This window comes from Geomicrobium halophilum (genome assembly GCF_014207655.1).
GTDB classification, from domain to species: Bacteria; Bacillota; Bacilli; order Bacillales; family Marinococcaceae; genus Geomicrobium; species Geomicrobium halophilum.
The window spans coordinates 21637-47582 of sequence record NZ_JACHHJ010000003.1 but is presented as its reverse complement, the minus strand read 5'-3'; the positions used below and the strand labels follow the sequence as shown (position 1 = coordinate 47582).

Genomic DNA, 25946 nt, shown 5'->3' with positions numbered 1-25946 from the left:
GTGGAGTGTCAAACACCGGAATGATACTTGTACATCCATAAGACACCGCTTTTTAAGAGGCGAGCCACGCGGCCGGTCACGGCTGCTTTTTCACCCATCATTCCAAACCCTTTTTTCTTGCCAAGTGATCCCAACGTTCCTTTGAGTTTCATTTCTGGCATCGAACTTGGAAGCTCTTCGCCCTTCCATTGAGCTTTCAGTATACTTACAATTTGCTCACCCTGTTTTTCAGCAAGTTGAGCACTCGGAGCATAAGGGAGACTGGCACAATCCCCGACCACAAAAGCATCAGGATATCCCGGTATGTGGTGGTGTTTTGTTAGTATAATATGGTCTTTACGGTCCTTTTCAACGTTTAAATCACGAACCACTTGCACTGGTTGAACACCCGCTGTCCAAATCACTGCATCTGATGTAATGCGTTCATCGTGGTTGTAGAGGGCGCTTTCAGCAACACGGGTAATATCGGAGTTGCTAATGATTTCAACATCATGTTTCTCAAACCATGATGTTACATAATTACTTAATCGCCTTGGAAACATCGGTAAAATGGTCTCGCCACGGTCAAATAAACGAACCGTTAAATCATGACGGCTTTCGCGTAACTCTGCTGCAAGCTCCACCCCAGACAAGCCGGCGCCAACGACAGAAACGCTGGATCGGGGAGGAAGGTTGCTAATGGCTTCATATGTACGGCGAGTTTCTTCCATGCTTTGGATACTAAATGTATGTTCTGATGCTCCAGGTACACCGTGATATTTATCTTCTGCTCCGAGTCCAATAACGAGTTTGTCAAACTCGAGGGTTTCCCCTTTCGTATCATTGGACAGGGTTATTTTCTTGTTATCGAGATCGATGTTTTGTACATTCCCATACTGTCTGCGTACATGTTTAGGAAAAGGTACACGAATCTCATGATCGGATTCTGTCCCGGCTGCCAGTGCATAATATTCGGTTTTTAAACAGTGATATGGAAGTTTATCGACAAGGACGATTTCATAATCATGGGGAATATCTTTAGCAGATAGTTGTTGCATCACTTTCATTCCACCATAACCGCCGCCCAATATTACAAGTTTTCGCATACATGAGTACCCCTTCATTTAAAAATCGTGTTTTTCTTGAAGGCAAACTCCTTAGCCTCCTGATTTTATTAATGGATCGTTAAAGAGGATGTCCAAAAAGTCCGGGAAAAATAGCCGTCGAAATTCTGCATCAGCTTGCTTCTACCCTTTTTGAACACGCACTTCAATAGAAAGTTGTTAAGCTAATGAATCATGTTTGGTGAATGATTTGATAAAAACATAATGACACCTCTTAAATTATAACGATTATGCCGATCGATGACAACAATTGGGCTAAGGCAGAAGGAGGATTCATGGCCCTTTATTAAATCGAACTTGTTGACGAAAGACGTGAAAGACGCTACCATTAATTGATGCTGGCTATATGTAAAACAAGCCTGATGGGAGTTTCAACATGGAAGGTGAGATTAATGTTTCCTATTGTCGAGTTCTGTATGAGTAACTTGGCTAGCGGAACCCATCCTGTGCTGGAAGCATTAGAAAAGGATCCGAACCTTGAAGTCGTCGAGTATGGTTGTTTAGGATTTTGTACAAGTTGTGCCGAAAATTCTTACGCCCTCGTAGATGGTGAAGTTATCACCGGCGCAGATAACGATGAACTGCTCGCCAATATTTATTCCTTTCTTGAAGAAGAAGGTATGATATAGAAGAAGCACGCATGCATGGAGATCCCTTGCATGCGTTTTTTCACTCGTTATAAATGACTTCCAATTCATGGGATTCGCTATAAAATACAAAAAATAAACCTAACATTCATGATTCGAGTATTTCCCGGGAAATGAGACAAATGAAAATCCAATGATTGACGAATTCAGGTTTTTCGCTATACTGGCAAACAAGGAGGCGGTCATCATGGAATTAATCCCATTTGAGAACACCTGGCCATATGAGCGAGTCCAAGATGATATTTATTTTGATGAATGCCCGAATTGCAAAGCGGAAAATGTACTCACATATATGAAAGAAGAGCAACTTGATAATGCCTTTAATGGTGTGAAGACGAACCTTATTATGCCATGTTGTAATTATAACTTAACCATTTTAGACGCGGATGATGATTATTTCTGGACCACAGAACGTCTACGAAAGTGAGGGGCCATTGGAATGAATTTTACAAAGATGCATGGGCTTGGGAATAGTTATATTTATATAGATGGGTGTAATGAGCCAATACCTGATGAATCGGAACTTCCAACATTAGCAATTAGGGTCTCAAACCCTTATACAGGGATTGGGTCAGACGGATTGATTCTTATACTCCCTTCTGAGGTCGCCGATGTCCGAATGCGTGTGTTTAATAACGATGGCTCTGAAGCAAAAAATTGTGGAAATGGCCTGCGTTGTGTATCGAAATATGTCTATGAACATCAGTATGTAAAGAAAGAGAAATTTTCAATAGAAACGTTAGGTGGTGTGGTTGAAGCTGAAGTCCATCTCGCCGACGATCTTGAAAGTGTGTCCGAAGTAACCGTAGACATGGGGGCTCCTCAATTCGAACGTCAATATATACCGATGTTGGGAAGACCAGACGCAAAGGTCATTGATTCAAATGAAAACATTGAAGGCGTAGATTATACCTTAACAGCCGTATCGATGGGCAATCCCCATGCGGTATTATTTGTAGAAGATGTTGTGCAAGCGCCGGTTCACTCGCTGGGGCCGGTAATCGAGAAAGCTGGTTTATTTCCAGAAGGTACAAACGTTGAATTTATTGCTCCTCTCTCAACAAATGAAATTGATTTTGCCGTGTGGGAACGGGGCAGCGGGGTTACACAAGCTTGTGGAACCGGGGCTTGTGCGGCGGTTGTGGCAGCGATTTTAAATGGAAAGTCTTCCAAAGATGAGTCGGTGGTGGTCCATCTTCCGGGCGGTGATTTGACGATTAAATGGTCTTCAAAGGATAGCCATGTATGGATGAGGGGGCCTGCTGTAACCATTTGCGAAGGCGTTCTTTACTGATATTGCAGACAGCTATCTGGATTTTGAATGAATGTTTAGAATACTATTGACGGAAATCGCTTTCGTTGGTAATCTTAATACTACGATAAACTGTTAAGATCTTACCCCATCCAAAGCCAGGATGGCCCCTAAGATAAAAAGCCAGTTTACTTCTTAGGAGTAAACTGGCTTTTTTTAGGTAGTTTATTCTGAAATTATCGTAAATAACCGGGAGAGTGTTGCAATTATGAATTTCACATTAACAGAAGAGCAGCGGATGGTACAGAAAACAGTGCGTAACTTTGTGGACAACGAAATTATCCCTAATATTAGTGATTGGGACGCTCGGGGGCATTTTGAACATCGTATCTTAGATCAAATGGCCGAACTCGGGTTAATGGGAATTTGCATACCGGAAAAATATGGTGGAAGTGGGATGGATTACAATACTCTTGCCATCGTTTGTGAAGAGCTTGAGCGAGGAGATACGGCGTTTCGGACAGCGGCTTCTGTCCATACAGGTTTAAATAGTATGACGCTATTGCAATGGGGTTCTGAAGCGCAAAAAGAGAAGTACTTAAAACCCCTTGCTTCTGGTAAGAAGGTGGGAGCTTTCGGGTTGACCGAACCGAATGCAGGGTCAGACGTTGCCGCTATGAACAGCACTGCTAAACGGGACGGGGATGAATATATTCTAAATGGGTCAAAAACGTGGATCTCGTTATGCGATATTGCTGACTATTTTCTCGTTTTTGCCTACACTGGTGAAAAAGAAGGGAAACATAGCAGTATTTCCGCATTTATCATTGAGCGCGAGTGGGAAGGTTTCAGCTCCCAAGCGATCAAAGGTAAACTGGGCATACGTGCAGGAAATACGGGGGAAATTTTCTTTGACAATGTTCGGGTACCAGCTGAAAACATGCTCGGTGAAGAAGGGGAAGGCTTTAAGATCGCGATGTCTGCACTTGATAATGGGCGCTTTACCGTTGCGGCAGGTGCATGTGGCTTGATTATGGCAAGCCTTGAAGCTTCCGTGGCCTATTGTCATGAGCGCAAAACATTTGGGAAAGAAATTGGTAAGCATCAACTCGTCCAACAAATGATCGCGAATATGGAAGCAAGTCTACAAATGAGCCGCTTGCTCGTGTACAAAGCTGGTGAGCTTAAAAATGCTGGCGTCCGCAATACAAGGGAAACGTCGTTAGCAAAATGGCAAGCCTGTAATTTCGCTAACGAAGCCGCCAATGATGCTGTTCAGGTTCATGGTGCGTACGGGTATTCAAATGAATATCCTGTGGAGCGTTATTTACGAAATTCGAAAGCGCCGGTCATCTACGAAGGGACAAGAGAGATCCATACCGTTATGCAAGCTCAATACGCACTTGGGATGACAGAGGATAAACCTTTGAGAAAAATGTTGCCGGCATGGCCTTTTGAAACGGAATAATTTAGAGAGGGAGGACATCTTGAAATGGAAAATGCACTACAAAATATAAAAGTGCTTGACCTCTCACGTGTACTGGCAGGTCCGCTAGGTACAATGCTCCTTGCGGATATGGGAGCAGACGTTTTACGAATCGAACAACCAGGCGGAAGTGATGATATTCGCCACTGGTATCCCTTCGTTGAAGGGGAAAGTACGTATTATATGGCTGCCAACAGAAACAAGAGGTCGATGACCTTAAATTTGAAAACAGACAAAGGCCGGGCTCTTTTTGAAGAACTCGTGAAAAAGGCAGACATCGTCGTTGAAAACTTCAAAACAGGGACACTAGATCGACTTGGGCTTGGCTATCATCGTATGAAAAGCATTAAACCAGACATTATCCTCTGTTCGATTACCGGTTATGGGCAAACGGGTCCTATGAATCAACATCCCGGTTACGATCCTGTCATCCAAGCTGTTGGCGGATTAATGGATGTAACCGGTGAAGAGGACGGTGAAGCCACCCGGGTGGGAACTCCTGTTGTGGATATCATGACCTCTCACTATGTTGCCATCAGCATTTTGGGAGCATTGCGCGTGCGTGATCAGGAGAAGAAACCTCAGCATATTGATTTGTCCCTTTTAGATGTTCAGGTAAGTTCGCTTGCAAATATTGCAAGCAGTTATCTTTTAAAAAACCATATTTCAAAACGATCCGGAAACGCCCACGGCAATATTACGCCTTATGAAACGTTTCAGTGTGCCGATGATCCCATTATGATAGCGGCAGGAAATGATCGAATGTTTGCGCAAGTAACAGAAGTGCTTGGTCATCCGGAATGGGCGAAAGAGGCGCGCTTTACAACAAACCATGACCGTATTCGGCATCGTGAAGAGCTTCGGGGTTTGCTGCAATCGGTGTTTATACAAAAACCGGCTACGGAATGGGAAAAGCAGCTGTCTAATCATGGGGTACCGTGTGGAGCTGTAAATAACATTCAACAAGTATTTGAACATCCACAAGTTCAACACCGACAGATGGTGAAAACGAGTGAACATGAAACATTGGGGGAGGTTCCATCCGTTCGCAACCCCATTACGTCAAACGATAAAACCCTCCCTGTGGATAGCGCCCCACCATTACTTGGTGCAAATACGAAAGAAATATTGGAAGGAACTTTCGGTTTTAATGACGAAAGTATAAGGGTATTAAAGGAAGAAGGGGTCGTATAGAGAACCCTCTTTCGCTAGCTCTATTGATGAAAGCTCTGTTTTCATTAACTGTCCATAGAAAATAGCAGAACGGAGGAAAACCAAGTGTTTACAGTTGAAAAGAAATGGAACAAGAAAAACAGTGACGAGGTACTTGTTGCTGGTATTACAGCAGATGCAGACAACCTTCCTCCTGCATTGGAAAAAGGCGACAAAACATTGGTGGCAAACCTTGAAACGAAATGGGAAAATGGAGAAATCTCAACGAAGAATGGCAAAGTTACAACAATGACTTTTCTGGATGAAGGAAAGGGCCTACAAGAAATCATCTTCGTGGGGCTCGGTTTGAATGCTGAACGTACGCTTCCGATGTTGCAAGAAGCCTTTGGTGCTGCAATAAAAGCCGTAAACAAGCAAAAGCGAACAAAAATTGGTGTGCTGCTTGATTCATTTAGTAATGATTTATTTGATGATGCTGTAACTGCACGTACATTTTCTGATGCGGCTTTGACAGCTTCTTATCGATTTGATGCATATAAAACGGAAAAAGAAGAGCAAAAGGCGTATGATTTCACGTTATATGTGGAAAACGGTGAATCGAAAGCCCTTAAGGCAGGTATTCATCATGGATCTGCCAATGGACATGGAGTAAATTTCGCGAGAACCCTCGTTAATATTCCAGCTAATGATTTAACTCCTGTGGCATTGGCAGGTGAAGCGAAAGCGTTAGCGAACCAAAGTGATCAAATTACCGCCGAGATTCTTGACAATGACGAACTGGAATCACTTGGGATGCATGCGCTGCTTTCCGTAAACCGTGGTTCGGATCAACCGGCGCAAATGATCGTTCTCCGTTATCAAGGAGAAGATACGTGGGAAGACCCGCTTGCGCTTGTAGGTAAGGGAATCACGTATGATTCCGGCGGCTATTCCATAAAGCCAGGCCATGGTATGAAAACAATGAAATCAGATATGGGCGGAGCAGCTGCTATACTCGGTGCGATGCAAACGATTAGTGAGATACAGCCGAAGAAAAATGTGCTAGCCATTATCCCTGCTACGGAAAACCTGATTAACGGGTCAGCGATGAAGCCCGGGGATGTTCTTGGTTCATTTGATGGCCAGACGATTGAGGTAAACAATACCGATGCAGAAGGTCGATTAATCCTTGCGGATGGTGTTGCTTATGCAAGACACTTAGGGGCAAGTAAAATTGTTGATGTGGCAACGCTGACTGGAGCTTGTGTCGTCACTTTAGGAGATGTCATTACCGGTGCCGTTTCCAATAACGACGAATTCTATGAAAAACTTGAAAAAAGCGCGGATGCCACTGGAGAACTGATTTGGCGTCTTCCTACTCACCCCCGTTACGACGAAATGGTTCGTTCCAGTGATGTAGCCGATTTGAATAATTCCCCTGGACGTGAAGCAGGAACGATTACAGCGGGTCTTTTTATCCACGCATTTATCCACGATATACCATGGGTACATTTAGATGTTGCTGGTACGGCCTTTATAGAACGTGAGACTCCATTCGGGCCAAAGGGAGCTACAGGTGTCATGGTGCGCACACTAGCTGAGCTCGCCCAGCGCTAAATCAATAAAGGAGTGGAGATCCATGGCCCTTCAACATACTTGTTTTATTGCCGGTCATGCTAGGCTTCCTCAAGGGATGGCCGCAAAGAGCGTATTTGATTCACTTACAATCACCGCTGAAGTTGATCGAAAATATGGGGTGATTCTTGAAGCTTCGTGTACATTGGCGACTGATCATGGTCGCCAATATATCCATGATCTTTTAAAAGGTATAAGTTTAAAGGAAGGATCGGATGAAGCGGAAGGTCTTATTGAAATCCAATATAAAGGGAAAGCGACAAACGCGCTGATTGCTGCTGTCCGGGATTTGTATCGTCAATATGAAGCGATGCATGCGGACGGTGATTAAATAAAAGGGATGATCAACATATGAAAAAGCGCTTTCAAAAGAAGCTGACAGGGGGAGAAGGCATTGTAGAGTGCCTTCGTATTGAAGGTGTGGAGAGTGTGTTTAATGTTCCTGGAGAAAGTTTTCTGCCCGTTTTAGATGCCCTGGAGCATCAAGATTCCATTCACCTTATATCGAACCGCCATGAGGGCGGGGCTGGTTTTATGGCAGAAGGTTATGCGAAAGCAAGTGGTAAGCCAGGTGTGTTGATGGCTACTCGCGGGGTTGGGGCAGCAAATGCTTCGATTGCAATACATACGGCTTTTCAAGATTCAACGCCTCTCGTTGTGTTTCTTGGACAAGTAAAAAGAGAATTTCGTGGAAGGGAGGGGTTCCAGGAAGTCGACTTTGGGAATAACTTTGCTGAAGTTGCAAAATGGACGACTGAAATCAATGACGTTACACGTGTACCAGAATTGGTGCAGAAAGCATTTCGAGTTGCGCAAACGGGACGTCCGGGGCCTGTACTTGTTTCTTTGCCCGAAGATATGCTCTTTGATGAAGCACTGATGACGTTTGGCCCACCAGCCCATAAATCAAGGCCAGTACCCTCGTCCGAAGAAATCGATCAGTTTAGAAAATTGTTGCAACATGCCGAGCGCCCAATGGTGATCGCCGGAGGAGGTGTGACCTTGTCCGGTGCTGAAAAGGCTATAAGCCATTTTGTAGAGAAGTTTGGAATCCCTGTCATGGCCGGTTTTCGTAGACAAGACATCATTGATAATCATCATCCTGCTTATGTAGGACATATGGGGCTGGGTACACATCGCTCACTTGTTAAACTTTTTCAGGATGCGGATTTGGTTATTGCGCTTGGAACAAGGTTATCCGAGGCAACATCCCAAGATTACACGCTTCTATCACCGGAGCAAACGCTCATTCATGTAGATATTGACGCCGGCACACTCGGAAAAGTGTATGCTCCTGACCTTGGTATTGTCGCTGATTTGAACATGGCTCTAGAGGCGTTTACGAAGCTTCAATTTGAGTATACGTGGAAAGAGTGGCTCCAAACTTGTAAGCAATCATTTGATCGGTTAGTGGAAAGCTCGGGGGATGCTTCGATTTATAGCAGGGTGGTCCAAACCCTCTATGAAAAGTTGCCTGACCATACCCTGCTGACAAATGACGCCGGCAACTATGCTACGTGGGTAAATGCGTGTTTTCGTCTCAAAGATGCGAATACATTTATTGCACCGACGAATGGAGCAATGGGTTATGGTTTACCGGCAGCTATAGGTGCAAAAAAAGCGGCTCCCCATCGTCCAGTTGTTGCATTATGCGGCGATGGGGGATTAATGATGACCGTTCAGGAAATTGAAACATCCATTAGAGAAAATATACCGGTTATCTGCGTTGTATTTAACAATGAAATGTACGGAACCATCCGCATGCATCAAGAGATGCATTATCCAAAAAAAGTCATCGGAACTGATTTAGGAAAAACGAACTTTGTGGAAATGGCTAAAGCAATGGGAGCCAATGGCTTCTGCGTTCAGGATGGAGAAGGGTTTCAGGAAGCTTTGGAGTCAGCTCTTGAAGAGGAGCAAACAACTGTCATTGAAGTAAAGTGTGAGGAAGAACCCTATGTTGTGTATAATAGGACGATCGAAGACATGCGTCAGACCTTTCAATCATAACGTAGAAGAGTGAGTTGATCAGTTAAAGGGGGCTTTTCAAATTGAAGATTGCAGTTCTTGGTGCTGGCTTGATGGGAAAAGAAGCAGCGAGAGACCTCGTTCATAGTGGCGGTGTTAAAGTGGTTGCGCTTGCCGATATTAATCTAAAGCGTGTAGAGCGAATATGCACGCAACTGGATTCTCCGATTTTAACTGGCCATCAACTGGATGCAAGTGATTTTGACGAACTGGTTTCTTTTATTGGTGATTATGATGTTGTTATCAACGCACTCTTCTACTCCTTTAATGTAACGATTGCTGATGCTGCGATTGAAGCAGGTGTTCACTGCGTGGATCTAGGAGGGCATATTGGTCATGTGACAGATAAGGTGTTGGAACGGGGAAATGCTGCTAAGGCACAAGGAGTTACACTGATTCCTGACCTTGGTGTCGCCCCTGGTATGATTAATATTTTGGCGGGTTACGGAGTAAGTAAACTTGATCAGGTACAATCAATCAAATTATTCGTAGGAGGAATTCCCCTCCGCCCGGAGCCTCCGTTTGAATACAACCACGTGTTTTCGATGGAAGGAGTCTTTGATCATTATACCGATCCTGCTCTCATTATCCGTAATGGTGAAAAGCAGTCGATTGCTTCATTATCGGAAATCGAACGGGTTTATTTTGATCAGTTTGGTCCCCTTGAAGCTTTCCATACGTCTGGCGGAACGTCAACGCTCAGTCACTCTTATCCAAAGTTAAATACACTGGAATATAAAACCATTCGTTATCCTGGTCATGCGGAAAAATTTCAATTGCTCGTTGATCTGAATCTGACAAGAAATGATTATTCTTTGAATATTCATGGACAGCAGATAAGCCCCCGTGAGGTTTTGTTAAAAGTGCTTGACCCTATCGTTGACCTTAAAGACAAAGATGATGCTGTGCTTTTGCGCGTCATTGTCGCTGGTATAAGCGCCGGAAAATCTACGACGCATACGTATGAAATGGCAACGCTCAAGGATCGCCGTAACAATGTCACCGCTATGGCAAGATCTACAGCAAACACCATTTCTGTCGTTGCGCAAATGGTGGCAGCAGGGGAAATTACAAAAAGAGGGGTTTATCCACCCGAGCAAATTGTCCCTGGGGAGAGCTATATTAAAGCCATGGGGAAACGCGGTGTCCATATTACTGAAACGACCTCGCAGTAGAGCAAGATCTTCTTTAACAAGGAATTTATAAGCGGCGCATCTGCTGATGCGCCGCTTCGCTGTAACTAATAGGTTTGCTTAGAATTCATTTTTGCAATTAAGTAGACGTCACGTTCTGAATCATAGACAAAAGAAAATATTTCTTCAAAATGGGCTCTGTTTCCTGCACCATCTTCGACAGAAGATGTGTCCATGATTACCTCTACATAATCTTCCTTCACATCTATATCCAGGTGATCGATATCTCTATACATCAGCGAGTCTACTTCAAGCCAGTCACTGTAATCTTCATATTCCACTAAATGAGGACGGTAAAACTGGTTATAAATGTCCAAGGCAAGGTCTTTTGTGTAATAGGCGTGAAGATCTTCAACGATCTTTGCTCCGGTTGTCGAATCAACGTCTCCCCATCCTTTATCACTTAACAAGTGATGGGTCCAACTTTGTATCCCCTTGATTGTTTCGATGAGATCATCTTCATTATCGAATACATCGGCATGGATGGACTGTGGTTCTAGTACTGTCGTTGATGACTCTGCCTGTACGATATCTGATGGAAATGCCAATAAGGGAACAGTGATAGATAATAATACGACACCGGCGATCTTTAGCAGACTCATACGTTTAGTCTCCTCCTTTTGTATGGAGTGGATGTCCATTTTAATTGTATTTATTATGTAATCGTAAGGTGGGGTACTATTCTATATTCGTAAAAGTTACTATTTTTTGTAATGAACGCACCCAAATGAAAGGCAAAAGCTAGTACAATGGGGATTAGAGAGGAGAGTGAGTGGTGGGATGGATTCATTGAAAATTGCTGTACTTCCAGGTGATGGCGTTGGAGAAGATATCGTTCCAGATGTATTACCGGTACTTGATCGTCTTGCTGAAATACATGGTAGTGTGAAATTTGATTGGAGACGTTACGATTGGAATTGTCGTTATTACTTAGAACATGGAGAAATGATGCCTGCAGACGGATTAGATCAGCTTTCTGACCACGATGCGATTTTTTTAGGTGCAGTTGGGGATCCCGCTCGTGTACCTGACCATATTTCACTGTGGGGCTTGCTGATTAAAATTCGGCGAGAATTTGAACAAGTTCTTAATATACGTCCGGCCAAAAGCCTAAAAGGAATTCGTTCCCCATTGCAAGACGGAAATTCTTTCGATTTTGTCGTTGTGCGTGAAAATAGTGAAGGAGAATACAGTCAAATTGGCGGGCGGCTCGGAACAGGAGCGGATGAAATTGCCGTGCAAAACGCCGTCTTTACTCGTAAAGCTATAGAGCGGGCTGTACGATATGCTTATCAGTTGGCTGCCTCACGAGCAAAAAAGGTAACAGCAGCAACGAAGTCCAACGGTATCATTCATACCATGCCTTTTTGGGATGAAATAAGTCAACAGGTTGCCCAAGAAGATGAAAGCATTACCTTTGATCTTCAACATATCGATGCTTTAGCGGCAAATTTTATTACAAAGCCTCATACGTATGATGTCGTTGTTGCGAGCAATTTATTCGGAGATATTTTGACGGATATGGGAGCCGCGATGATGGGGAGTATAGGTGTGGCCCCGGCGGCGAATCTCAACGTGAATGGTAAATGGCCTTCAATGTTTGAACCGGTCCATGGTTCAGCGCCTGATATTGTCGGAAAGGGAATTGCAAACCCTATGGGTCAACTGTGGACAGCGAAGATGATGCTTGAACATCTTGGTTATGAAGATATGGGAGAACATCTTTTAGGAGCTATTGAAGCGGTACTGGCAGATGGGGTAAAAACACCAGATATAGGAGGAACAGCAACCACGGGTGAAGTGATTGCAGCGGTGAATGCGGAAATAGGTTCTTAAAAAAACCGAGGCGAATGCCCCGGTTTTTTTATTGACGAATTAAATTCATGTCTGAGAGATACTCTTCATAGGTTAGCTTTTTGTCGATCATTTTGTCTGGTGTAAATTCAATAATTCGATCTGCGATTGTTTCAATAAACTGATGGTCATGAGAAGAGAAGAGGATAGAGCCATTAAAATCGCTCAACGCATTATTGAGTGCTGTAATTGATTCAAGATCCAAGTGGTTTGTTGGCTCATCCAGAATGAGCACATTTGCACCGCTAAGCATTAATTTAGAAAGCATACAGCGAACTTTTTCGCCTCCGGAAAGGACCGGTGCTTTTTTCAAAGCTTCTTCACCGCTGAATAACATCCGCCCTAAGAAACTGCGAATATAAGTTTCATTCTCATCATCAGAATATTGACGTAACCAATCAACGAGATTTAAATTAACACCTTCAAAATAAGGAGAGTTATCTTTTGGGAAATAAGCCTGGCTTGTTGTTACTCCCCATTTGTAAGACCCTTCATCGGGCTCAAGTTCTCCAGCAAGAATTTGGAACAACGTGGTTTTCGCCACTTCCTGATCACCGACGAATGCGACTTTTTCGCCTGGTGTGAGCGTGAAGCTTACGTTATCCAGCACTTTATTGCCATCAATCGTTTTCGAAAGACCATCTACGGTTAGCAGGTCATTTCCGATTTCACGATCTGGCTTGAAAGCGATATACGGGGTGCGCCTTGATGATGGCTTAATGTCATCAAGCTCAATCTTTTCCAATGTTTTCTTTCTCGAGGTCGCTTGTTTAGACTTGGATTTATTTGCGCTAAATCGCTCGATAAACTCTTTTAATTCCTTGATCTGTTCTTCTTTTTTCTTGTTTTGTTCTTTCGCCATTTTTCGTGCGAGTTGACTGGATTCATACCAGAAGTCGTAGTTCCCGACAAAAAGTTCGATTTTGCCGTAGTCAATGTCTGCGATATGCGTACAGACGCTGTTTAGGAAATGGCGGTCGTGAGAAACAACGATGACCGTGTTCTCGAAGTTAATCAAAAACTCTTGCAGCCACTGAATGGCTTTAATGTCCAAGTTGTTGGTCGGCTCATCAAGAAGTAAAATGTCGGGGTTTCCAAATAATGCTTGTGCGAGTAATACTTTTACTTTCTGTCCCCCGGTAAGTTCGGACATTTTCTTATGATGCAAATCGTCAGTAATGCCAAGGCCATTCAGTAATGAGGCAGCTTCATTATCAGCTTCATAGCCGTTCATTTCTGCAAATTCACCTTCAAGTTCAGCGGCCTTCATTCCATCTTCATCGGAGAAATCTGGTTTCATATAAATCGCGTCTTTTTCTTGCATCACTTCATAGAGGCGAGTGTGTCCCATAATGACGGTTTCGAGTACTTCGTATTCTTCATAAGCAAAATGATCCTGTTTTAAAACCGCGATACGCTGGTTTTTGCCAACATGAACGTTTCCGGTTTGAGCATCAATTTCCCCAGAGAGGATTTTGAGGAATGTAGACTTTCCAGCACCGTTTGCACCGATTAACCCGTAACAATTCCCTGGATTAAATTGAATATTGACTTCGTCAAAGAGTTTCTTATCTCCGTAGCGTAAACCGATATTTTCGCAAGAAATCAAGTGTTATCGATCCTTTCTTTTATTAAAGTTCTATTTATTTTAAGCATTACTGTTATTATTGAATGGTCCACCTTTCATCATAACACGTTTGTTGCTCTGATACACCTCTCAGACATACAAAAAAACCCGGCACTTCAAAAAGTACCAAGGTTTATCTATCAGTACGTTTTTACTACGTTATAGAAAGTATCTCTTTCCACCGGCGTTTTGTTCGCGCCTTTGATTAAGTGGATAAGTTCTTTTCTAGTAATTCCTTGTGAGGTGAGGGCGCCGACGGAGTGAGAGATACGCTCTTCAACCAGTGTGCCGTGAATGTCGCTTGAACCAAAGGTGAGCGCCATTTGTGTTAATTGTGGACCGATGTTGATCCAATAAGCTTTGATGTGTGCGAAGTTATCGAGCATGAGCCTCGAGATGGCAATCGTGCGCATATCATCAAAGGAGGATGTACGTCGTTCCAGCCCCGCTTTCTTTTTGCGCGGCTGCATCGCGAGCGGAATGAAAACCATGAAACCGCCAGTGCGATCTTGAAGCTGGCGTACACGATCCATATGGATTAAACGCTCTTCGAATGTGTCAATGGAGCCGTAAAGCATCGTTGCATGTGTTTTTAAACCTAAATGATGAGCAGTTTCATGGGCTTCCAGCCATTCGTCGGTACTAGCTTTTTCCGGGCTCATTTTCTCTCGGTAACGTTCGGTAAGAATTTCTGCACCGCCACCAGGGAGTGTGTCAAGTCCTGCGTTTATCAGTTCTTCTAACACTTCTCGCATCGATAAACCTGCATGACGGGCGAAAAATTCAATTTCAGCGGCTGTATAAGCTTTGATAGAGGCGTTTGGATAGTGTTTTTTCAAAGTGCGGATTGTATTTAAATAATAATCGAACGGAACGTCTGTGTTATGCCCGCCTACGATGTGAAATTCCCGGATATTATCATTCCAGCGAGCGCTTACGTATTTCAGAAGCTCCTCTTCATCCATCGTGTAAGCCCCCTCTTCTCCGGGCTTACGTTTGAATCCGCAGAAAGCACAATTCGCTTCGCAAACATTCGTTGGATTAATGTACATATTTTCTATAAAATAAACGCTGTCCCCGTTTTTACGGTTGTTGACTTCATTTGCCATCTGTGCAACGGTGAGTAAGTCAGCTGAGTTATATAATGTCAAGCCATCGTCAACGCTCAAGCGCTCGCCGTTTTGTACTTTTTCACGGATCGCTTGAAGATTGGCATCTTCCAATAACGTTGCCATGTTAGCCCTCCTTTAAATATCCCCCGTCATATGTAATCATGATGTTTGTCATATGATCACCTATGATGTGGCCATTCTCTATTATACATCCGAGTCTGAATAAATAAAAGTAGAACATATACGCGAGAATATGTGAGATCTGCGGTCAATTTTCATAATATTTCAATGGGTAAGCCTTTGATTATCTGTGTAAAGTTAGGTAGAATATATAAAATAAAGAGATAATACGCGACAAATGCTTATACAGCAGCAGGGAGGAAGGAGTAATGAATTTTAAGGTTGTTTATGAAGGGGAAGAGGATCTGGAGCAGGTTCGGAGTAAGATGGTGGATGCGGCAAACGAATATGGAATGCAACATCCCCTTGTCATGTACTATAGCCGTCAAATAGATAAGATGCATACGGCTCAGTTAAAAAGCAGTTGTGGGTAGTAAAGTCATTCGACTTGCTAAAAAGTGGTCCGAGGCTTTATGCTAAAGACATATAGGTCATTGTTTACCCGAAAGGAGGCCATTCAGATGATCGAAATCACTGACGCGGCAATGGCTAGGATTGAGGCTATGAAGGAAGAGGAAGGCGATCCTTCTCTAAAGTTAAGAGTTGGAGTGAACGGCGGAGGATGTAGTGGCCTTTCATACGGACTTGGATTTGACGCCGAAACAAATGAAGACGACACAGTCATCGATAAAGAAGGATTGACTGTCCTTATAGATGATGAAAGTAAACCAATTGTTGATGGGCTTGTCATTGATTATAAAGAAAACATGATGGGGGGCGGGTTTACACTTGATAACCCAAACGCCATTTTATCTTGTGGCTGCGGCGCATCTTTTCGCACAGAGGCGAACGCCGGAACCCCGGAAAATTGCTAACTAGTAAAACGTCCGCACGCGTTTCATCGCGTGCGGACGTTTTACTTTCTTAACATAACAGGGGGATGGGTTAAAACATATGAGTGCTGTGACCTGGTTGGAGACGAGCGTTGGGATCCATATAAGCTTTTGCATTACTCACTGCTATGGTTGCTTCTCCAAACCCTGAAGCAATCAGCTTTACTTTTCCTTCGTATGAAGTGATATCGCCTGCTGCATAAATACCTGGAATATTGGTTTCCATGCGCGTATTCACTAATATGGAGTTTCGTGTAATATCGAGACCCCAAGTTTTAATAGGACCAAGCGAAGAGACGAAACCATAGTTAACAATGACGGCGTCCACATCGACTACTTTTTGCTCCGTCCCCTTCACTTCTTGAAGAACGACTTGCTCAATATTCTCACCTTCCCCGTGAAGCTCACTAATTTCGAAAGGCGTATAAAGGTTAACGGGGGCTGTTTGTAATTCAGCGACGCTGTGCTCATGTGCACGGAATTTCTCGCGGCGATGGGTAAGCGTAACGTTGGCGTTATCCGCAAGGGTAAGTGTCCAGTCGACGGCTGAATCTCCGCCTCCACAAATGAGCACATCTTTATTTTTAAAAGCGCCAAGATTATTGACGAAGTAATGGAGGTTTCCGCTTTCGTATTGAGTAGCTTCCTCGAGAGCCAGCCTTCTTGGCTGAAATGCTCCTACTCCTGCAGTAATAATGATCGTACGCGAATAGTGAATTTCCTTATCGGTTTCGATCTGAAAGGTGTCGTCGGCTAATTTATCTACGTTTTCCACCGATTGACCGAGAACAACCGTTTGCTCAAACATTTGCATTTGTTCAGTCAAATTGTCGACAAGCTCTTGTCCGCCAACTTTTGGAAATCCGGCCACGTCGTATATATATTTTTCGGGGTAGAGCGCAGCTAGCTGTCCACCAAGCTGAGGCATGCTTTCAATAATCTTTACCTTTGCCTGGCGCATCCCCCCGTAAAAAGCGGTAAACAACCCTGTCGGCCCTCCGCCGATGATCGTTATATCATATAGGTCAACGGATGTTTCATCCACGAATCAGCACCTCCAGAGATTATAGAGTTCATATATTATCGAAAGTATTATAACATTGTCGCTTCCATAAAGAAAATCATACACATTGGGATTACGTAATTTGGTAGCCACTTTGCCTATGTAGATCAAGTTTCAAACAACGGGAACCTCAATATATTTTAACCCCAGGAAACTAGAAACCGTTATGAAAGAAAAAAATGAAAAAACGATATAATGTTAAAATAAATGATATTATTCGACACTATTTCCAGAAATCTTATCACAAATTACATGATCATGCTTGAAATCGTGATTTAACAAAATTATAATTGATAAGTGGAAATGTGACTATTCTACGACATTAATTTTTTGTCTATGTACGTGAAAATAATCACATATCGATTTCAATTTAGGTGTAAAAAACGAAATGGATGTGAATTGAGATGGCTGCAAAACCGAAGATTCTCATTTTAGGTGCAGGGTATGGCGGGATGATGGCCGCCAGCCGCTTACAAAAGAAGCTGGGCACGGATCGCGCGCATATTACACTAGTGAGTAAGCATAGCTATCACTATTTAACCACCTGGCTGCATGAGGTAGGAGCAGGAACTCTTCATCACGATAATGCCCGTATGGAGATCCGTAAGGTGCTTAACCCCGGCAAAACAAATATCGTTCAAGATACGGTTACAGGTATTCACACAGAGGACAAGACAGTAACGCTCAAGAGTGGGGATGATCTTTCTTATGACTATCTAATCATCGGGCTTGGGGCAACAGCGGAAACATTTGGTGCCGAAGGGGTTTATGAACATACCTATCATGCCTGGACGTTAGACGGAGCTCGTGAAATGAAAGATCATATCGAATTTCAATTTGCCCAGTATCCACAGCAAAAAGAACATAAGGACAAAGATCTTACGTTCGTTGTTGCTGGGGGCGGCTTTACTGGGATTGAATTTATTGGAGAGTTGTCGGAGCGTCTCCCTGAGCTATGTGAGCATTATGACGTCCCCCGGGAGAAAGTGAAGATGTACGTGATTGAGGCAGCCCCTTCCGCTCTTCCTGGGTTTGACCCTGAGCTTGTGGAATATGGAATGAACTTACTCGAACAACGCGGGGTCGAATTTAAGGTCAATAAACCCATCAGTGAAGTGAAGGAAGGGCTTGTGATTTTAAAAGATGGGGAAGAGATCCCTGCGAGCACCATCGTTTGGGCGACTGGTGTTCGCGGTAATCCACTCATTGAGGAAGCGGGCTTTGAAGCTAACCGAGGCCGTGTCAAGGTCGATTCTGACTTACGTGCCCCTGGTCATGATGATGTCTTTATTATTGGAGACTGTTCATTGATCATTAATGAAGAAACGGAACGTCCTTACCCACCAACGGCGCAGATGGCTATTCAGCAAGGGACGGCAGCCGCTGACAATGTTACACACTTAGTTATGGGTGGCACTCCAGGACCATTTAAACCGGAAATCTTGGGGACATTAGCTTCTCTAGGCGGAAAAGAAGCGATGGGGACCGTCTCCCTTTTCGGTCACCGTAAACTCTATGGTCGTTCAGCTCTATTCATGAAACATATGAGTGATAACCGCTATTTTACGAAGCTAAATGGTATGGCTCTCGCGCTTACAAAAGGACGGAATCCACTCTAGGGGATGTAAAAAAGCTGTACATTTGGAAGGAAAAGCGCCTCTTCATTCTTGAGGCGTTTTTTTAGTGCTGCAGGCATGTTTAGTTACGCTAAAGGGCTGCTAATATCAATCGTTTCTCTTGCTTCTAAATTGACGCTTATTCATTCCTTTTGTACACTTGATTTAATACGGGGGTGAGTGGGATGGGGATAACAAGTCTTCCGCAATTAATCATTTCCATGATGTTATTTTTAATCCTTTTTTTCGGTATTGGATTTTTATTGAATATGGTGCTGCGTTCGACGTGGATGATGGCCGTGATTTATCCATTAATCGTCATATGGATTGTTAACACTGCTAGTTTTACAGAGTATTTTACATCACCTGCAACTTCGTTTTCTGCGATTGGACCGAGTTTTGCTTCCCTGCAATTTGCTGATTTAATGATTCTCTTTTCAGGGTTAGCTGGAGCGATTATTGCTGGGATTGCGATACGGATGTTGCGCGTACGGGGATATCGAATGTTTTAGAAAAACATCTGGATGATAAAAAACCGTGTGAAGCCGTGTGCCGCACGGTTTTTTATTGTAGCGTTTCGGGTATCGTCCGGCTAATCATTCAAACGTTGCCCTCAAAGTGCGGGAGTTTTCATATTTGTATAAAATTTTCCTGTGATGGGCATGCTTTCAGGAGTGAAAGAGGTGAAGGCATGTTAAATCCCCTCAAAGTTATAAAAAACATTGTCATGACCATGTTGTTCTTTGTGGCGTTATACGTAACATGGACGACATTAACTCAAGTCCCCGTGCATGAATTCGTAAGGTGATTCAGTTAGAGGTATGAAAAGAAGGAAAACAGATCTGGTTATAAGGCCCAGATCCGTTTATGAAGGCAATCATAATATTTATCCTATAAGTGCGAATTCAAAAATGAGGACACAAAGAGCCGAGTAGGTCGAAGAGGCGTAGCTACGTAAGCGATACCTCGCACGAATCAATACGACCGCTATTTTTCTCGGACTTTTTGAATAACCTCTATAAAATGACCGGTTCCAGAAGATTGTAGGCAACAATGGCTAGCGTAATACCGAGAAAGGCGCCAAAAAATACTTCAATCGGTTGGTGCCCGAGCAATTCTTTTAATTCTTGGCGTTTTTCGACTTCTTTCTTATGTTGCCAGCTTTTTGCTTCTTTGACGAGTTTATTAAAATCGTCCACGAGTTGATTGAGCACAGTAGCATGATAACCGGCATGTCTTCGAACTCCTGTGGCGTCGTACATGACAATGATGGCAAACATGGCCGCGATCGAGAACATACTACTGCCAAAACCATATTCAAGCCCGATCGTCGTAGCCAGTGCGGTCACCGCCGCTGAATGAGAGCTCGGCATTCCTCCTGTACTTGTCACGAGGGTAAAATCAACTTTTCTCGTAGCAATAAAGGCAATAGGAACCTTGACCAATTGGGCAAGGACGATTGCTGCAATCGCCATCCAAAGCGGATAATTATAGAATATCTCCATAGCTGCAATTACGTCCTTTTCAAAAAGTGTATCTATTATTATAACATAAGGACATATTGCACTCCATGTTTGAAAAGTAGGCATTCGCGAACACCATAAGTCATTGAATCATACGATCAGTGACTTACGGCCCCTTTCCCTATAAAGGGTCGTTTCACTGACTCGGGCAGCTTTTGGGCGATAACAGCTGCTGCTATGGTAAAGAAAATATCCTTGATCAAGAGAGGTAACATCCCTAACCATACAATACCGTACGTAAATTGATCGGGAGCATTAAAGCCCAGTACATAAGCAAAATAAACCCAATGGGTACCAATGAAATAGTTAAATGCAAGTCCAATAAAGCTAGCGATGATATAAGTGAAAAGCTGAGGGTTATGTGATTTTTCGATGATTTTCCCTACTACATAGGCGGCTACAATAAAAGAAAGGATAAAACCGAACGTTGGACGAACGAGCATAGCTGGTCCTGCGTGAAATTGTGCAAAAACAGGCGCTCCGAGCAAGCCAACGATTGTGTATACGACCATAGTGACCGCACCCCTACGGCTTCCGAGAACTGCACCGGCCAAAATCGCAATTAGCGGTTGAAACGTTAAGGGGATTCCGGCAAACACGAGAAATGGAAAAATAGCCGTAATGTTCGCGGCTACAGCCATCATAGCGACGAACATGGCAATAGTCATGATGTCTATCGATTTCATAGGCATAAACTCCTTTCAGATAAAAATATTGTAAGGATTTCCAAAATAAATGTCAACATATATTATGTGTAGGTTTACGATTGTTTGCAACTGTCCCGAAGGGGCAGAAGATTTTGAGTATGCGCCGTATTCCTGGGTCGAAGCGCTGAATTCTCCATTGCTTTCGCCGAATAACGAATGATTGCACTGGAATATAGGGCCCGCCTCCCGAAAAAGAGTGGAGAAGTGTTGAATGAACGATGCTTCGTTTCTGCATAGTGTAGCGCCCATCCCACATAGCGCTTTAGGAGGGTGTTCAAAAAGTCCGGGAAAAATAACCGTCGTATCTCTTCTTCGTCTTGCTCCTGTGCTCCTCATACTCCCTTTTCCTTCGGGAGAAGGGAGTGCTTTCGTGGTGTGAACAGGATGCTTGAAGCTACGTCTTCCCGATCTACTCATCTCTTTGTGTCTTCCTTTTTGAATACGTGCGTTAAATTAAAAATCCGTTGTAATGAAAAACCATTCCATTACAACGGATTTTTATTTAAGCAGTATGCTCTGAAGTTTTTCGTACGTTCACTGTATCTCGTTTTCGCTGCTTTGATGTGTACTTCAACATCAACTTCACGATCACAGCGGTAATAACCAAGAGAAGGCCGGAGATAATGAACACTGCTGGGATACCCAAGCTGCTGGCAATCATACCGCCGGAAACGGGGCCAATCACATTGCCTAGAAACCGGAAACTCTGATTGTACCCAAGTACCTCGCCCTGCATGGAAACAGGGCAGACTTGGCGTATATAGGCCGTTGTGCACGGAATCAATCCCCCGACCTGGATCCCGAATAAGAATCGAAGTAGGACTAGCTGCCAAAGTTCACCTACAAAGGCTTGCGGGATGAAAAATAAACCGGAGAGTACGAGCAAAAGCAGCATGATTTTTTCATGGCCAATACGGTCACCGATTTGCCCCCACTTACGTGTGGCAAGTAAATTCCCGAGCCCGGTCACCGAGAATGCCATTCCGGCAAGAAACGCCAGGTTTTCAGCAGAGGTGAGGTTGCCGACATAGAGGGCGAGAAGTGGCTGAACGCTAAAGTTCACGAGTTGCACGACAAGCGCTACAACCATTACCATAATCAACATCGGATGAGTCACAATATGGCGGATAACTTCTTTCCAATGATAGGAACGTTGCTCCTCATCTTTTTCTTCGAATATAACTTCTTTTACGCCGAAGATGACGAGCAATGTTGCCAACGAGAGGACAGTAGCAGTCAGGATAAATGTGAGTTCCATACCGACGGTATCTGCAATCAGCCCGCCAAATAATGGCCCAAGCAAGCCGCCAGAAACGGTTCCTGTTTGTAGGGTCCCTAACGTCTGGCCAGCGGTCTGTTTATCGTTTTGCGCGGAAATGAGCGCCATAGATGCAGGGATAAACCCTGTAGCAAGTCCCATGAACGCACGGAGGGCAAAGAGTGCAGCAACTGATTCTACGTACCCCATAAGAAGCACGGAAAACGCGATCCCGAACCCTGTTCCAATAAGAATTTTTTTACGACCGAAACGATCACCAATCCGCCCCCATAACGGGGACACGAGAAAGGCTACTAAAAAAGAAATACCAAAAACAAAACCAGCCCAACGTTGAACTTCCTGCGGAGAGTATTGACCAAACGATTCAATATACAATGACAAAAAAGGCAAAACCATGGTCATGCTTCCGGCAACGAGAAGATTTGCAAACCACATGATGACTAAGTTTCTTTTTTCAGGTTGAATAAAATCACCTTCGTTTTGATCTTGCATTGCCAAGTGTCTTTGTGAAATGGCGTCCATTTATTTCGTCTATCTAAATATATACCTTGACTCCATGTATAGTCAAACGTGGTAAAGCTGTGTTTATAGGCAAAAACAGAAAAGAATCCTTTTCAATAGCTAAAATGCTCTTAACGCTTTTCAATTACGAATGTATGCTTAAATAGAGGGAGGATGCGTATAATGAGCATTGTGATCGCCCACCGCGGAGTAACCGGTGTTAATATGGTGGAAAATACGGTGAAAGCTTTTGAAAGAGCTGTTGCGCTTGGAGCCAATTTTATCGAAACTGACGTTCGACTTACTTCAGACGGCTCACTCATTTGTTTTCATGATGGTAAGTGGGACGGCACGGCGGTAAAGAAAATGACTTATAGTTCCCTGCAGCGATATGCACGAAAAATTGGCTGGGAGCTGCCATTGCTCGAAGAAGTTTTACTCATTTGTAAAGGAAAGATACAAGTAGACATTGAATTAAAAGCGAAAGGGCTGGAGCAGCAGGTGATTGATAAAGTACGTAAAACCGGGATGAGTGAAAACGTATTAATAACATCTTTTTATGATACAGTCTTACGAAACATTAAAAATAAGGCCCCTGAAATCAAAACGGGTCTATTACTTGGCCGCAAACTGCTACAGCAACGTTTTCGTATCCATGCCTATGCTCAAGATCTCTATCCCGAATCAAGGTTGAAAAAAATACAAGCAGATGCTGTCTGCCCCCACTACTATCTGTTACATTTAGGATTTATAAAGAGAATGAAACGGCTTGATTTGCCTGTCTATGTATGGACAGTTAATGAAAAGCGGAGGATGAGAAAAGTTCTTGCCAAGGGTGCGAACGGCCTCATTACGGATCAAGTCTTGGAGGCCATGGAGGTCATAAAGGGCGAGAGTGAAAAAGAACAGCTCGGGAAATGAACAGGTTTTGTTTGATCGAGGTTTTACCCTTGTTGTATGATAGCATTATAAAGAAATACGGAGGGATTCAAGATGGTTGCTCGTGTTGAGAGCTTTGAGCTTGATCATACAATTGTCAAAGCGCCTTATGTTCGCCAGGCGGGTGTTCAAAAAATCGGCAGTGATGGAATTGTTCATAAGTTCGATATCCGATTTGCACAGCCGAATGTGACAAATATGAAACCGCCGGTCATCCATACACTCGAACATTTACTTGCCCTTAACATCCGAGAATATACGGAGGCTTATGATCATTTTGAAGTTATTGATCTTTCGCCAATGGGGTGCCAGACAGGATTCTATTTGATCGTAAATGGTCCCGCTCAGGTACCTGAGATCATCGATATTTTAGAAAAGACAGTCAAAGCTGGGTTGGAGTACGATTATGTCCCAGCGGCGACAGAAGAGCAATGTGGGCAAGCACGACTGCACGATTTGGAAGAAGCGAAAACTTGGATGAAGTATTGGTTAGAACAGGATAAGAAAAAATTAGAAGAAGTTTATTAAAGAGTGTGTACCCAAAAGCCGAGTATGTCGAGGAGACATAGCATCGGGCGTTATACATGTGCACGGTGGCTATACGTACCATCGGTGACACATTTCCACCCTTTCACACATTCAGCCACGGCCCAAAGGAACCATGAGAGTTACTAACCCATTCTCATGGTTCCTTTGGGCTTTATAAATGGAACATTATCCGTGGTGTTTCATCCCGCTATATGCCGCGCTTTGCGCCGAAAAAAGTTCCTCGAGCGCCGAATAAAATGTCCAACGCGCCGAATAAACGTTTGGCTGCGCCGAAAAACCCTTCGCGCACGCCGAATAAACAAACCCCCGCGCCGAATCCTGTTTCATTCTACCTGCTCCAACACGAAATCCAGTGATATTCTCTCCCTGAACAGCGTGGAATGAAAGCATGATGCTGCTCGGGGAACATATGAAGATGCAGAGATTGGTTTTTGTATAGTCTTTCTTGAACCAGACCTATCGTATTTTCTAAATTCAGGCAAAATGATAGGATGAATAAAGGATTATATAACCTCAGTGAAGGTGGTTCAGATGTTTACAACAAAAATTCACCCTCGTGTGTCAGAGACGGATGGGCTTGGCCACATTAATAATACAACGCTTCCCATCTGGTTTGAAGCGGGACGAGATGGGATTTTTAAAATATTCACCCCCGATCTATCCTTTAAACGTTGGCGCTGTGTCATCCTTAAAATGGAGGTGGAGTATCTCGCTCAGCTCTATTATGGGACGCCAGTGTACATAAAGACGTGGGTGGCGAAAATCGGTAATAAAAGCTTTGAATTGTATGAAGAGATCCATCAAAATAATCAGTGCTGTGCCAGAGGGAAGGCAGTCTATGTCAACTATGATGTTGAAACTTCAACCTCTCTCTCGATTCCTGACGAAGTGAGAGTAGAGCTTAATCGTCATACTGTATCCTCATAGTACGCCTTTGCCTCTGTAATGATATGGCGGAGATTTAAATCCGCGGCGGGTGCAATATTTGCATGGACGACTTTTTCCATCACCTGAAGGGCTTCCTGATTATCGCGCTTATTAATAGAGGCCGTGCAATCACGGGGCACGATGACTTTGTAGCCATGCATGTAGGCATCATTGGCGGTAAAATGAACACACATATTGCCGGCAACACCTGTAAGGATTAACGTACGCACGTTTAGGTAGCGCAGAAGTATGTCAAGAGGAGTGCTGAAAAACCCTGAAAACTGTGGTTTTAGTATAAAGTAATCTTCTTCTTCCGGTTTGAGTACGTGAGCAATATCCTGCCCGCGGACTTGTTCATACAGGCAGTCATCGACAATTTGACGAAAATCACTCTGCCAATGCCCGTAATTGTCGTTAACGTAGATGACCGGAATATGATAAGACCTTGACTGCTCCTTTAACCTTGCGATTTGGTTTGCGGTCGTGCGCATTTGTTCATATAATTTTTGCCCATCTTCAAATTCCAAAGGGTTGATCATATCAATAATGAGCAGTGCGACCGCTTGTTCCTTGTGGCGTTGGCTTACATGACCTTTCATTTTTAACCCAACTTTCCTTCGGAGTCCTTCACGATTTTTATTTTATCTAAATGACGGTATTCTATGATAAGATGATTACATTATAATTAAGAACATGAGAAGTGGGTTTGCACTAAGATAGAATAAACACTTAGGCACTTT

At 43.6% G+C, this 25946-nt stretch carries 26 protein-coding genes; 17 read left to right on the top strand and 9 right to left on the bottom strand.

What is annotated here, in order from left to right; genetic code table 11:
* Nucleotides 1-8: 8 nt before the first annotated feature.
* Nucleotides 9-1085, bottom strand: a complete 1077-nt coding sequence (locus tag HNR44_RS10665) for an NAD(P)/FAD-dependent oxidoreductase (protein WP_184404265.1) — start codon at nucleotides 1083-1085, stop codon at nucleotides 9-11.
* Between the two features lie 410 nt (nucleotides 1086-1495).
* Between HNR44_RS10665 and HNR44_RS10660 the strand changes: the two genes are divergently transcribed.
* From HNR44_RS10660 to HNR44_RS10620, 9 genes are all read left to right on the top strand, one after another.
* A complete protein-coding gene (locus HNR44_RS10660; RefSeq protein ID WP_184404264.1) occupies nucleotides 1496-1732 on the top strand; it encodes a YuzB family protein in 237 nt (78 codons plus the stop codon).
* 205 nt (nucleotides 1733-1937) lie between these two features.
* A complete protein-coding gene (locus tag HNR44_RS10655; RefSeq protein WP_184404263.1) occupies nucleotides 1938-2177 on the top strand; it encodes a hypothetical protein in 240 nt (79 codons plus the stop codon).
* Nucleotides 2178-2189: 12 nt separating this feature from the next.
* The gene (gene dapF / locus HNR44_RS10650) at nucleotides 2190-3044 is read left to right on the top strand and encodes a diaminopimelate epimerase (protein WP_184404261.1); all 855 of its coding nucleotides are present in this window, start codon (nucleotides 2190-2192) and stop codon (nucleotides 3042-3044) included.
* Between the two features lie 226 nt (nucleotides 3045-3270).
* Nucleotides 3271-4470, top strand: coding sequence for an acyl-CoA dehydrogenase family protein (locus HNR44_RS10645; RefSeq protein ID WP_184404260.1), 1200 nt, complete (start codon nucleotides 3271-3273; stop codon nucleotides 4468-4470).
* 24 nt (nucleotides 4471-4494) lie between these two features.
* On the top strand, nucleotides 4495-5682 hold the full coding sequence (locus tag HNR44_RS10640; RefSeq protein ID WP_184404258.1) for a CaiB/BaiF CoA transferase family protein: 1188 nt from the start codon (nucleotides 4495-4497) through the stop codon (nucleotides 5680-5682).
* Between the two features lie 84 nt (nucleotides 5683-5766).
* Entirely contained in the window at nucleotides 5767-7257 is a 1491-nt protein-coding gene (locus tag HNR44_RS10635) for a leucyl aminopeptidase (protein WP_184404256.1), read from the top strand.
* Between the two features lie 22 nt (nucleotides 7258-7279).
* Nucleotides 7280-7606, top strand: coding sequence for a DUF3870 domain-containing protein (locus HNR44_RS10630; RefSeq protein ID WP_184404254.1), 327 nt, complete (start codon nucleotides 7280-7282; stop codon nucleotides 7604-7606).
* A gap of 20 nt (nucleotides 7607-7626) precedes the next feature.
* Entirely contained in the window at nucleotides 7627-9285 is a 1659-nt protein-coding gene (locus HNR44_RS10625; protein WP_184404253.1) for a thiamine pyrophosphate-dependent enzyme, read from the top strand.
* A gap of 41 nt (nucleotides 9286-9326) precedes the next feature.
* Nucleotides 9327-10478: a saccharopine dehydrogenase family protein gene (locus HNR44_RS10620; protein WP_184404251.1), complete on the top strand. Its 1152-nt coding sequence runs from the start codon at nucleotides 9327-9329 to the stop codon at nucleotides 10476-10478.
* A 65-nt stretch (nucleotides 10479-10543) separates the two neighbouring features.
* Here HNR44_RS10620 and HNR44_RS10615 read toward each other — a convergent pair whose 3' ends face one another.
* Nucleotides 10544-11098, bottom strand: coding sequence for a hypothetical protein (locus HNR44_RS10615; protein WP_184404249.1), 555 nt, complete (start codon nucleotides 11096-11098; stop codon nucleotides 10544-10546).
* A gap of 178 nt (nucleotides 11099-11276) precedes the next feature.
* Between HNR44_RS10615 and HNR44_RS10610 the strand changes: the two genes are divergently transcribed.
* Nucleotides 11277-12332, top strand: coding sequence for a tartrate dehydrogenase (locus tag HNR44_RS10610; RefSeq protein ID WP_184404247.1), 1056 nt, complete (start codon nucleotides 11277-11279; stop codon nucleotides 12330-12332).
* A gap of 28 nt (nucleotides 12333-12360) precedes the next feature.
* Here the strand turns inward: HNR44_RS10610 and HNR44_RS10605 are convergent, their stop codons facing one another.
* Both HNR44_RS10605 and mqnE read right to left on the bottom strand, forming a co-directional pair.
* Nucleotides 12361-13959 carry an ABC-F family ATP-binding cassette domain-containing protein gene (locus tag HNR44_RS10605; RefSeq protein WP_184404245.1) on the bottom strand — a complete coding sequence of 533 codons (1599 nt, stop codon included), beginning with the start codon at nucleotides 13957-13959 and terminating at the stop codon, nucleotides 12361-12363.
* Nucleotides 13960-14117: 158 nt separating this feature from the next.
* Nucleotides 14118-15212 carry an aminofutalosine synthase MqnE gene (mqnE, locus tag HNR44_RS10600; protein WP_184404244.1) on the bottom strand — a complete coding sequence of 365 codons (1095 nt, stop codon included), beginning with the start codon at nucleotides 15210-15212 and terminating at the stop codon, nucleotides 14118-14120.
* A gap of 266 nt (nucleotides 15213-15478) precedes the next feature.
* Between mqnE and HNR44_RS10595 the strand changes: the two genes are divergently transcribed.
* Entirely contained in the window at nucleotides 15479-15643 is a 165-nt protein-coding gene (locus HNR44_RS10595; protein WP_184404242.1) for a Spo0E family sporulation regulatory protein-aspartic acid phosphatase, read from the top strand.
* Between the two features lie 87 nt (nucleotides 15644-15730).
* On the top strand, nucleotides 15731-16084 hold the full coding sequence (locus HNR44_RS10590) for a HesB/IscA family protein (RefSeq protein ID WP_184404240.1): 354 nt from the start codon (nucleotides 15731-15733) through the stop codon (nucleotides 16082-16084).
* A 70-nt stretch (nucleotides 16085-16154) separates the two neighbouring features.
* Here HNR44_RS10590 and HNR44_RS10585 read toward each other — a convergent pair whose 3' ends face one another.
* Nucleotides 16155-17147: an FAD-dependent oxidoreductase gene (locus HNR44_RS10585; RefSeq protein WP_184404238.1), complete on the bottom strand. Its 993-nt coding sequence runs from the start codon at nucleotides 17145-17147 to the stop codon at nucleotides 16155-16157.
* Between the two features lie 422 nt (nucleotides 17148-17569).
* Between HNR44_RS10585 and HNR44_RS10580 the strand changes: the two genes are divergently transcribed.
* Both HNR44_RS10580 and HNR44_RS10575 read left to right on the top strand, forming a co-directional pair.
* Nucleotides 17570-18784, top strand: coding sequence for an NAD(P)/FAD-dependent oxidoreductase (locus tag HNR44_RS10580; RefSeq protein WP_184404236.1), 1215 nt, complete (start codon nucleotides 17570-17572; stop codon nucleotides 18782-18784).
* 182 nt (nucleotides 18785-18966) lie between these two features.
* Nucleotides 18967-19293, top strand: coding sequence for a YuiB family protein (locus HNR44_RS10575; protein WP_184404235.1), 327 nt, complete (start codon nucleotides 18967-18969; stop codon nucleotides 19291-19293).
* Nucleotides 19294-19797: 504 nt separating this feature from the next.
* Here HNR44_RS10575 and HNR44_RS10570 read toward each other — a convergent pair.
* The 3 genes from HNR44_RS10570 to HNR44_RS10560 form a co-directional block, all read right to left on the bottom strand.
* The gene (locus tag HNR44_RS10570) at nucleotides 19798-20286 is read right to left on the bottom strand and encodes a divergent PAP2 family protein (RefSeq protein ID WP_184404234.1); all 489 of its coding nucleotides are present in this window, start codon (nucleotides 20284-20286) and stop codon (nucleotides 19798-19800) included.
* A 116-nt stretch (nucleotides 20287-20402) separates the two neighbouring features.
* Nucleotides 20403-20990, bottom strand: coding sequence for a biotin transporter BioY (locus tag HNR44_RS10565; protein WP_184404233.1), 588 nt, complete (start codon nucleotides 20988-20990; stop codon nucleotides 20403-20405).
* Between the two features lie 523 nt (nucleotides 20991-21513).
* A complete protein-coding gene (locus HNR44_RS10560; RefSeq protein WP_221434284.1) occupies nucleotides 21514-22782 on the bottom strand; it encodes an MFS transporter in 1269 nt (422 codons plus the stop codon).
* A gap of 192 nt (nucleotides 22783-22974) precedes the next feature.
* On the opposite strand from HNR44_RS10560, the gene HNR44_RS10555 reads away from it, so the two are divergent.
* From HNR44_RS10555 to HNR44_RS10545, 3 genes are all read left to right on the top strand, one after another.
* On the top strand, nucleotides 22975-23712 hold the full coding sequence (locus tag HNR44_RS10555) for a glycerophosphodiester phosphodiesterase (protein WP_184404232.1): 738 nt from the start codon (nucleotides 22975-22977) through the stop codon (nucleotides 23710-23712).
* 72 nt (nucleotides 23713-23784) lie between these two features.
* Nucleotides 23785-24258: an S-ribosylhomocysteine lyase gene (locus HNR44_RS10550; RefSeq protein ID WP_184404231.1), complete on the top strand. Its 474-nt coding sequence runs from the start codon at nucleotides 23785-23787 to the stop codon at nucleotides 24256-24258.
* A gap of 552 nt (nucleotides 24259-24810) precedes the next feature.
* A complete protein-coding gene (locus HNR44_RS10545; protein WP_184404229.1) occupies nucleotides 24811-25206 on the top strand; it encodes an acyl-CoA thioesterase in 396 nt (131 codons plus the stop codon).
* Here the strand turns inward: HNR44_RS10545 and HNR44_RS10540 are convergent.
* The gene (locus HNR44_RS10540; protein WP_184404227.1) at nucleotides 25188-25805 is read right to left on the bottom strand and encodes a cysteine hydrolase family protein; all 618 of its coding nucleotides are present in this window, start codon (nucleotides 25803-25805) and stop codon (nucleotides 25188-25190) included. The genes HNR44_RS10545 and HNR44_RS10540 overlap by 19 nt on opposite strands.
* Between the last annotated feature and the right edge of the window lie 141 nt (nucleotides 25806-25946).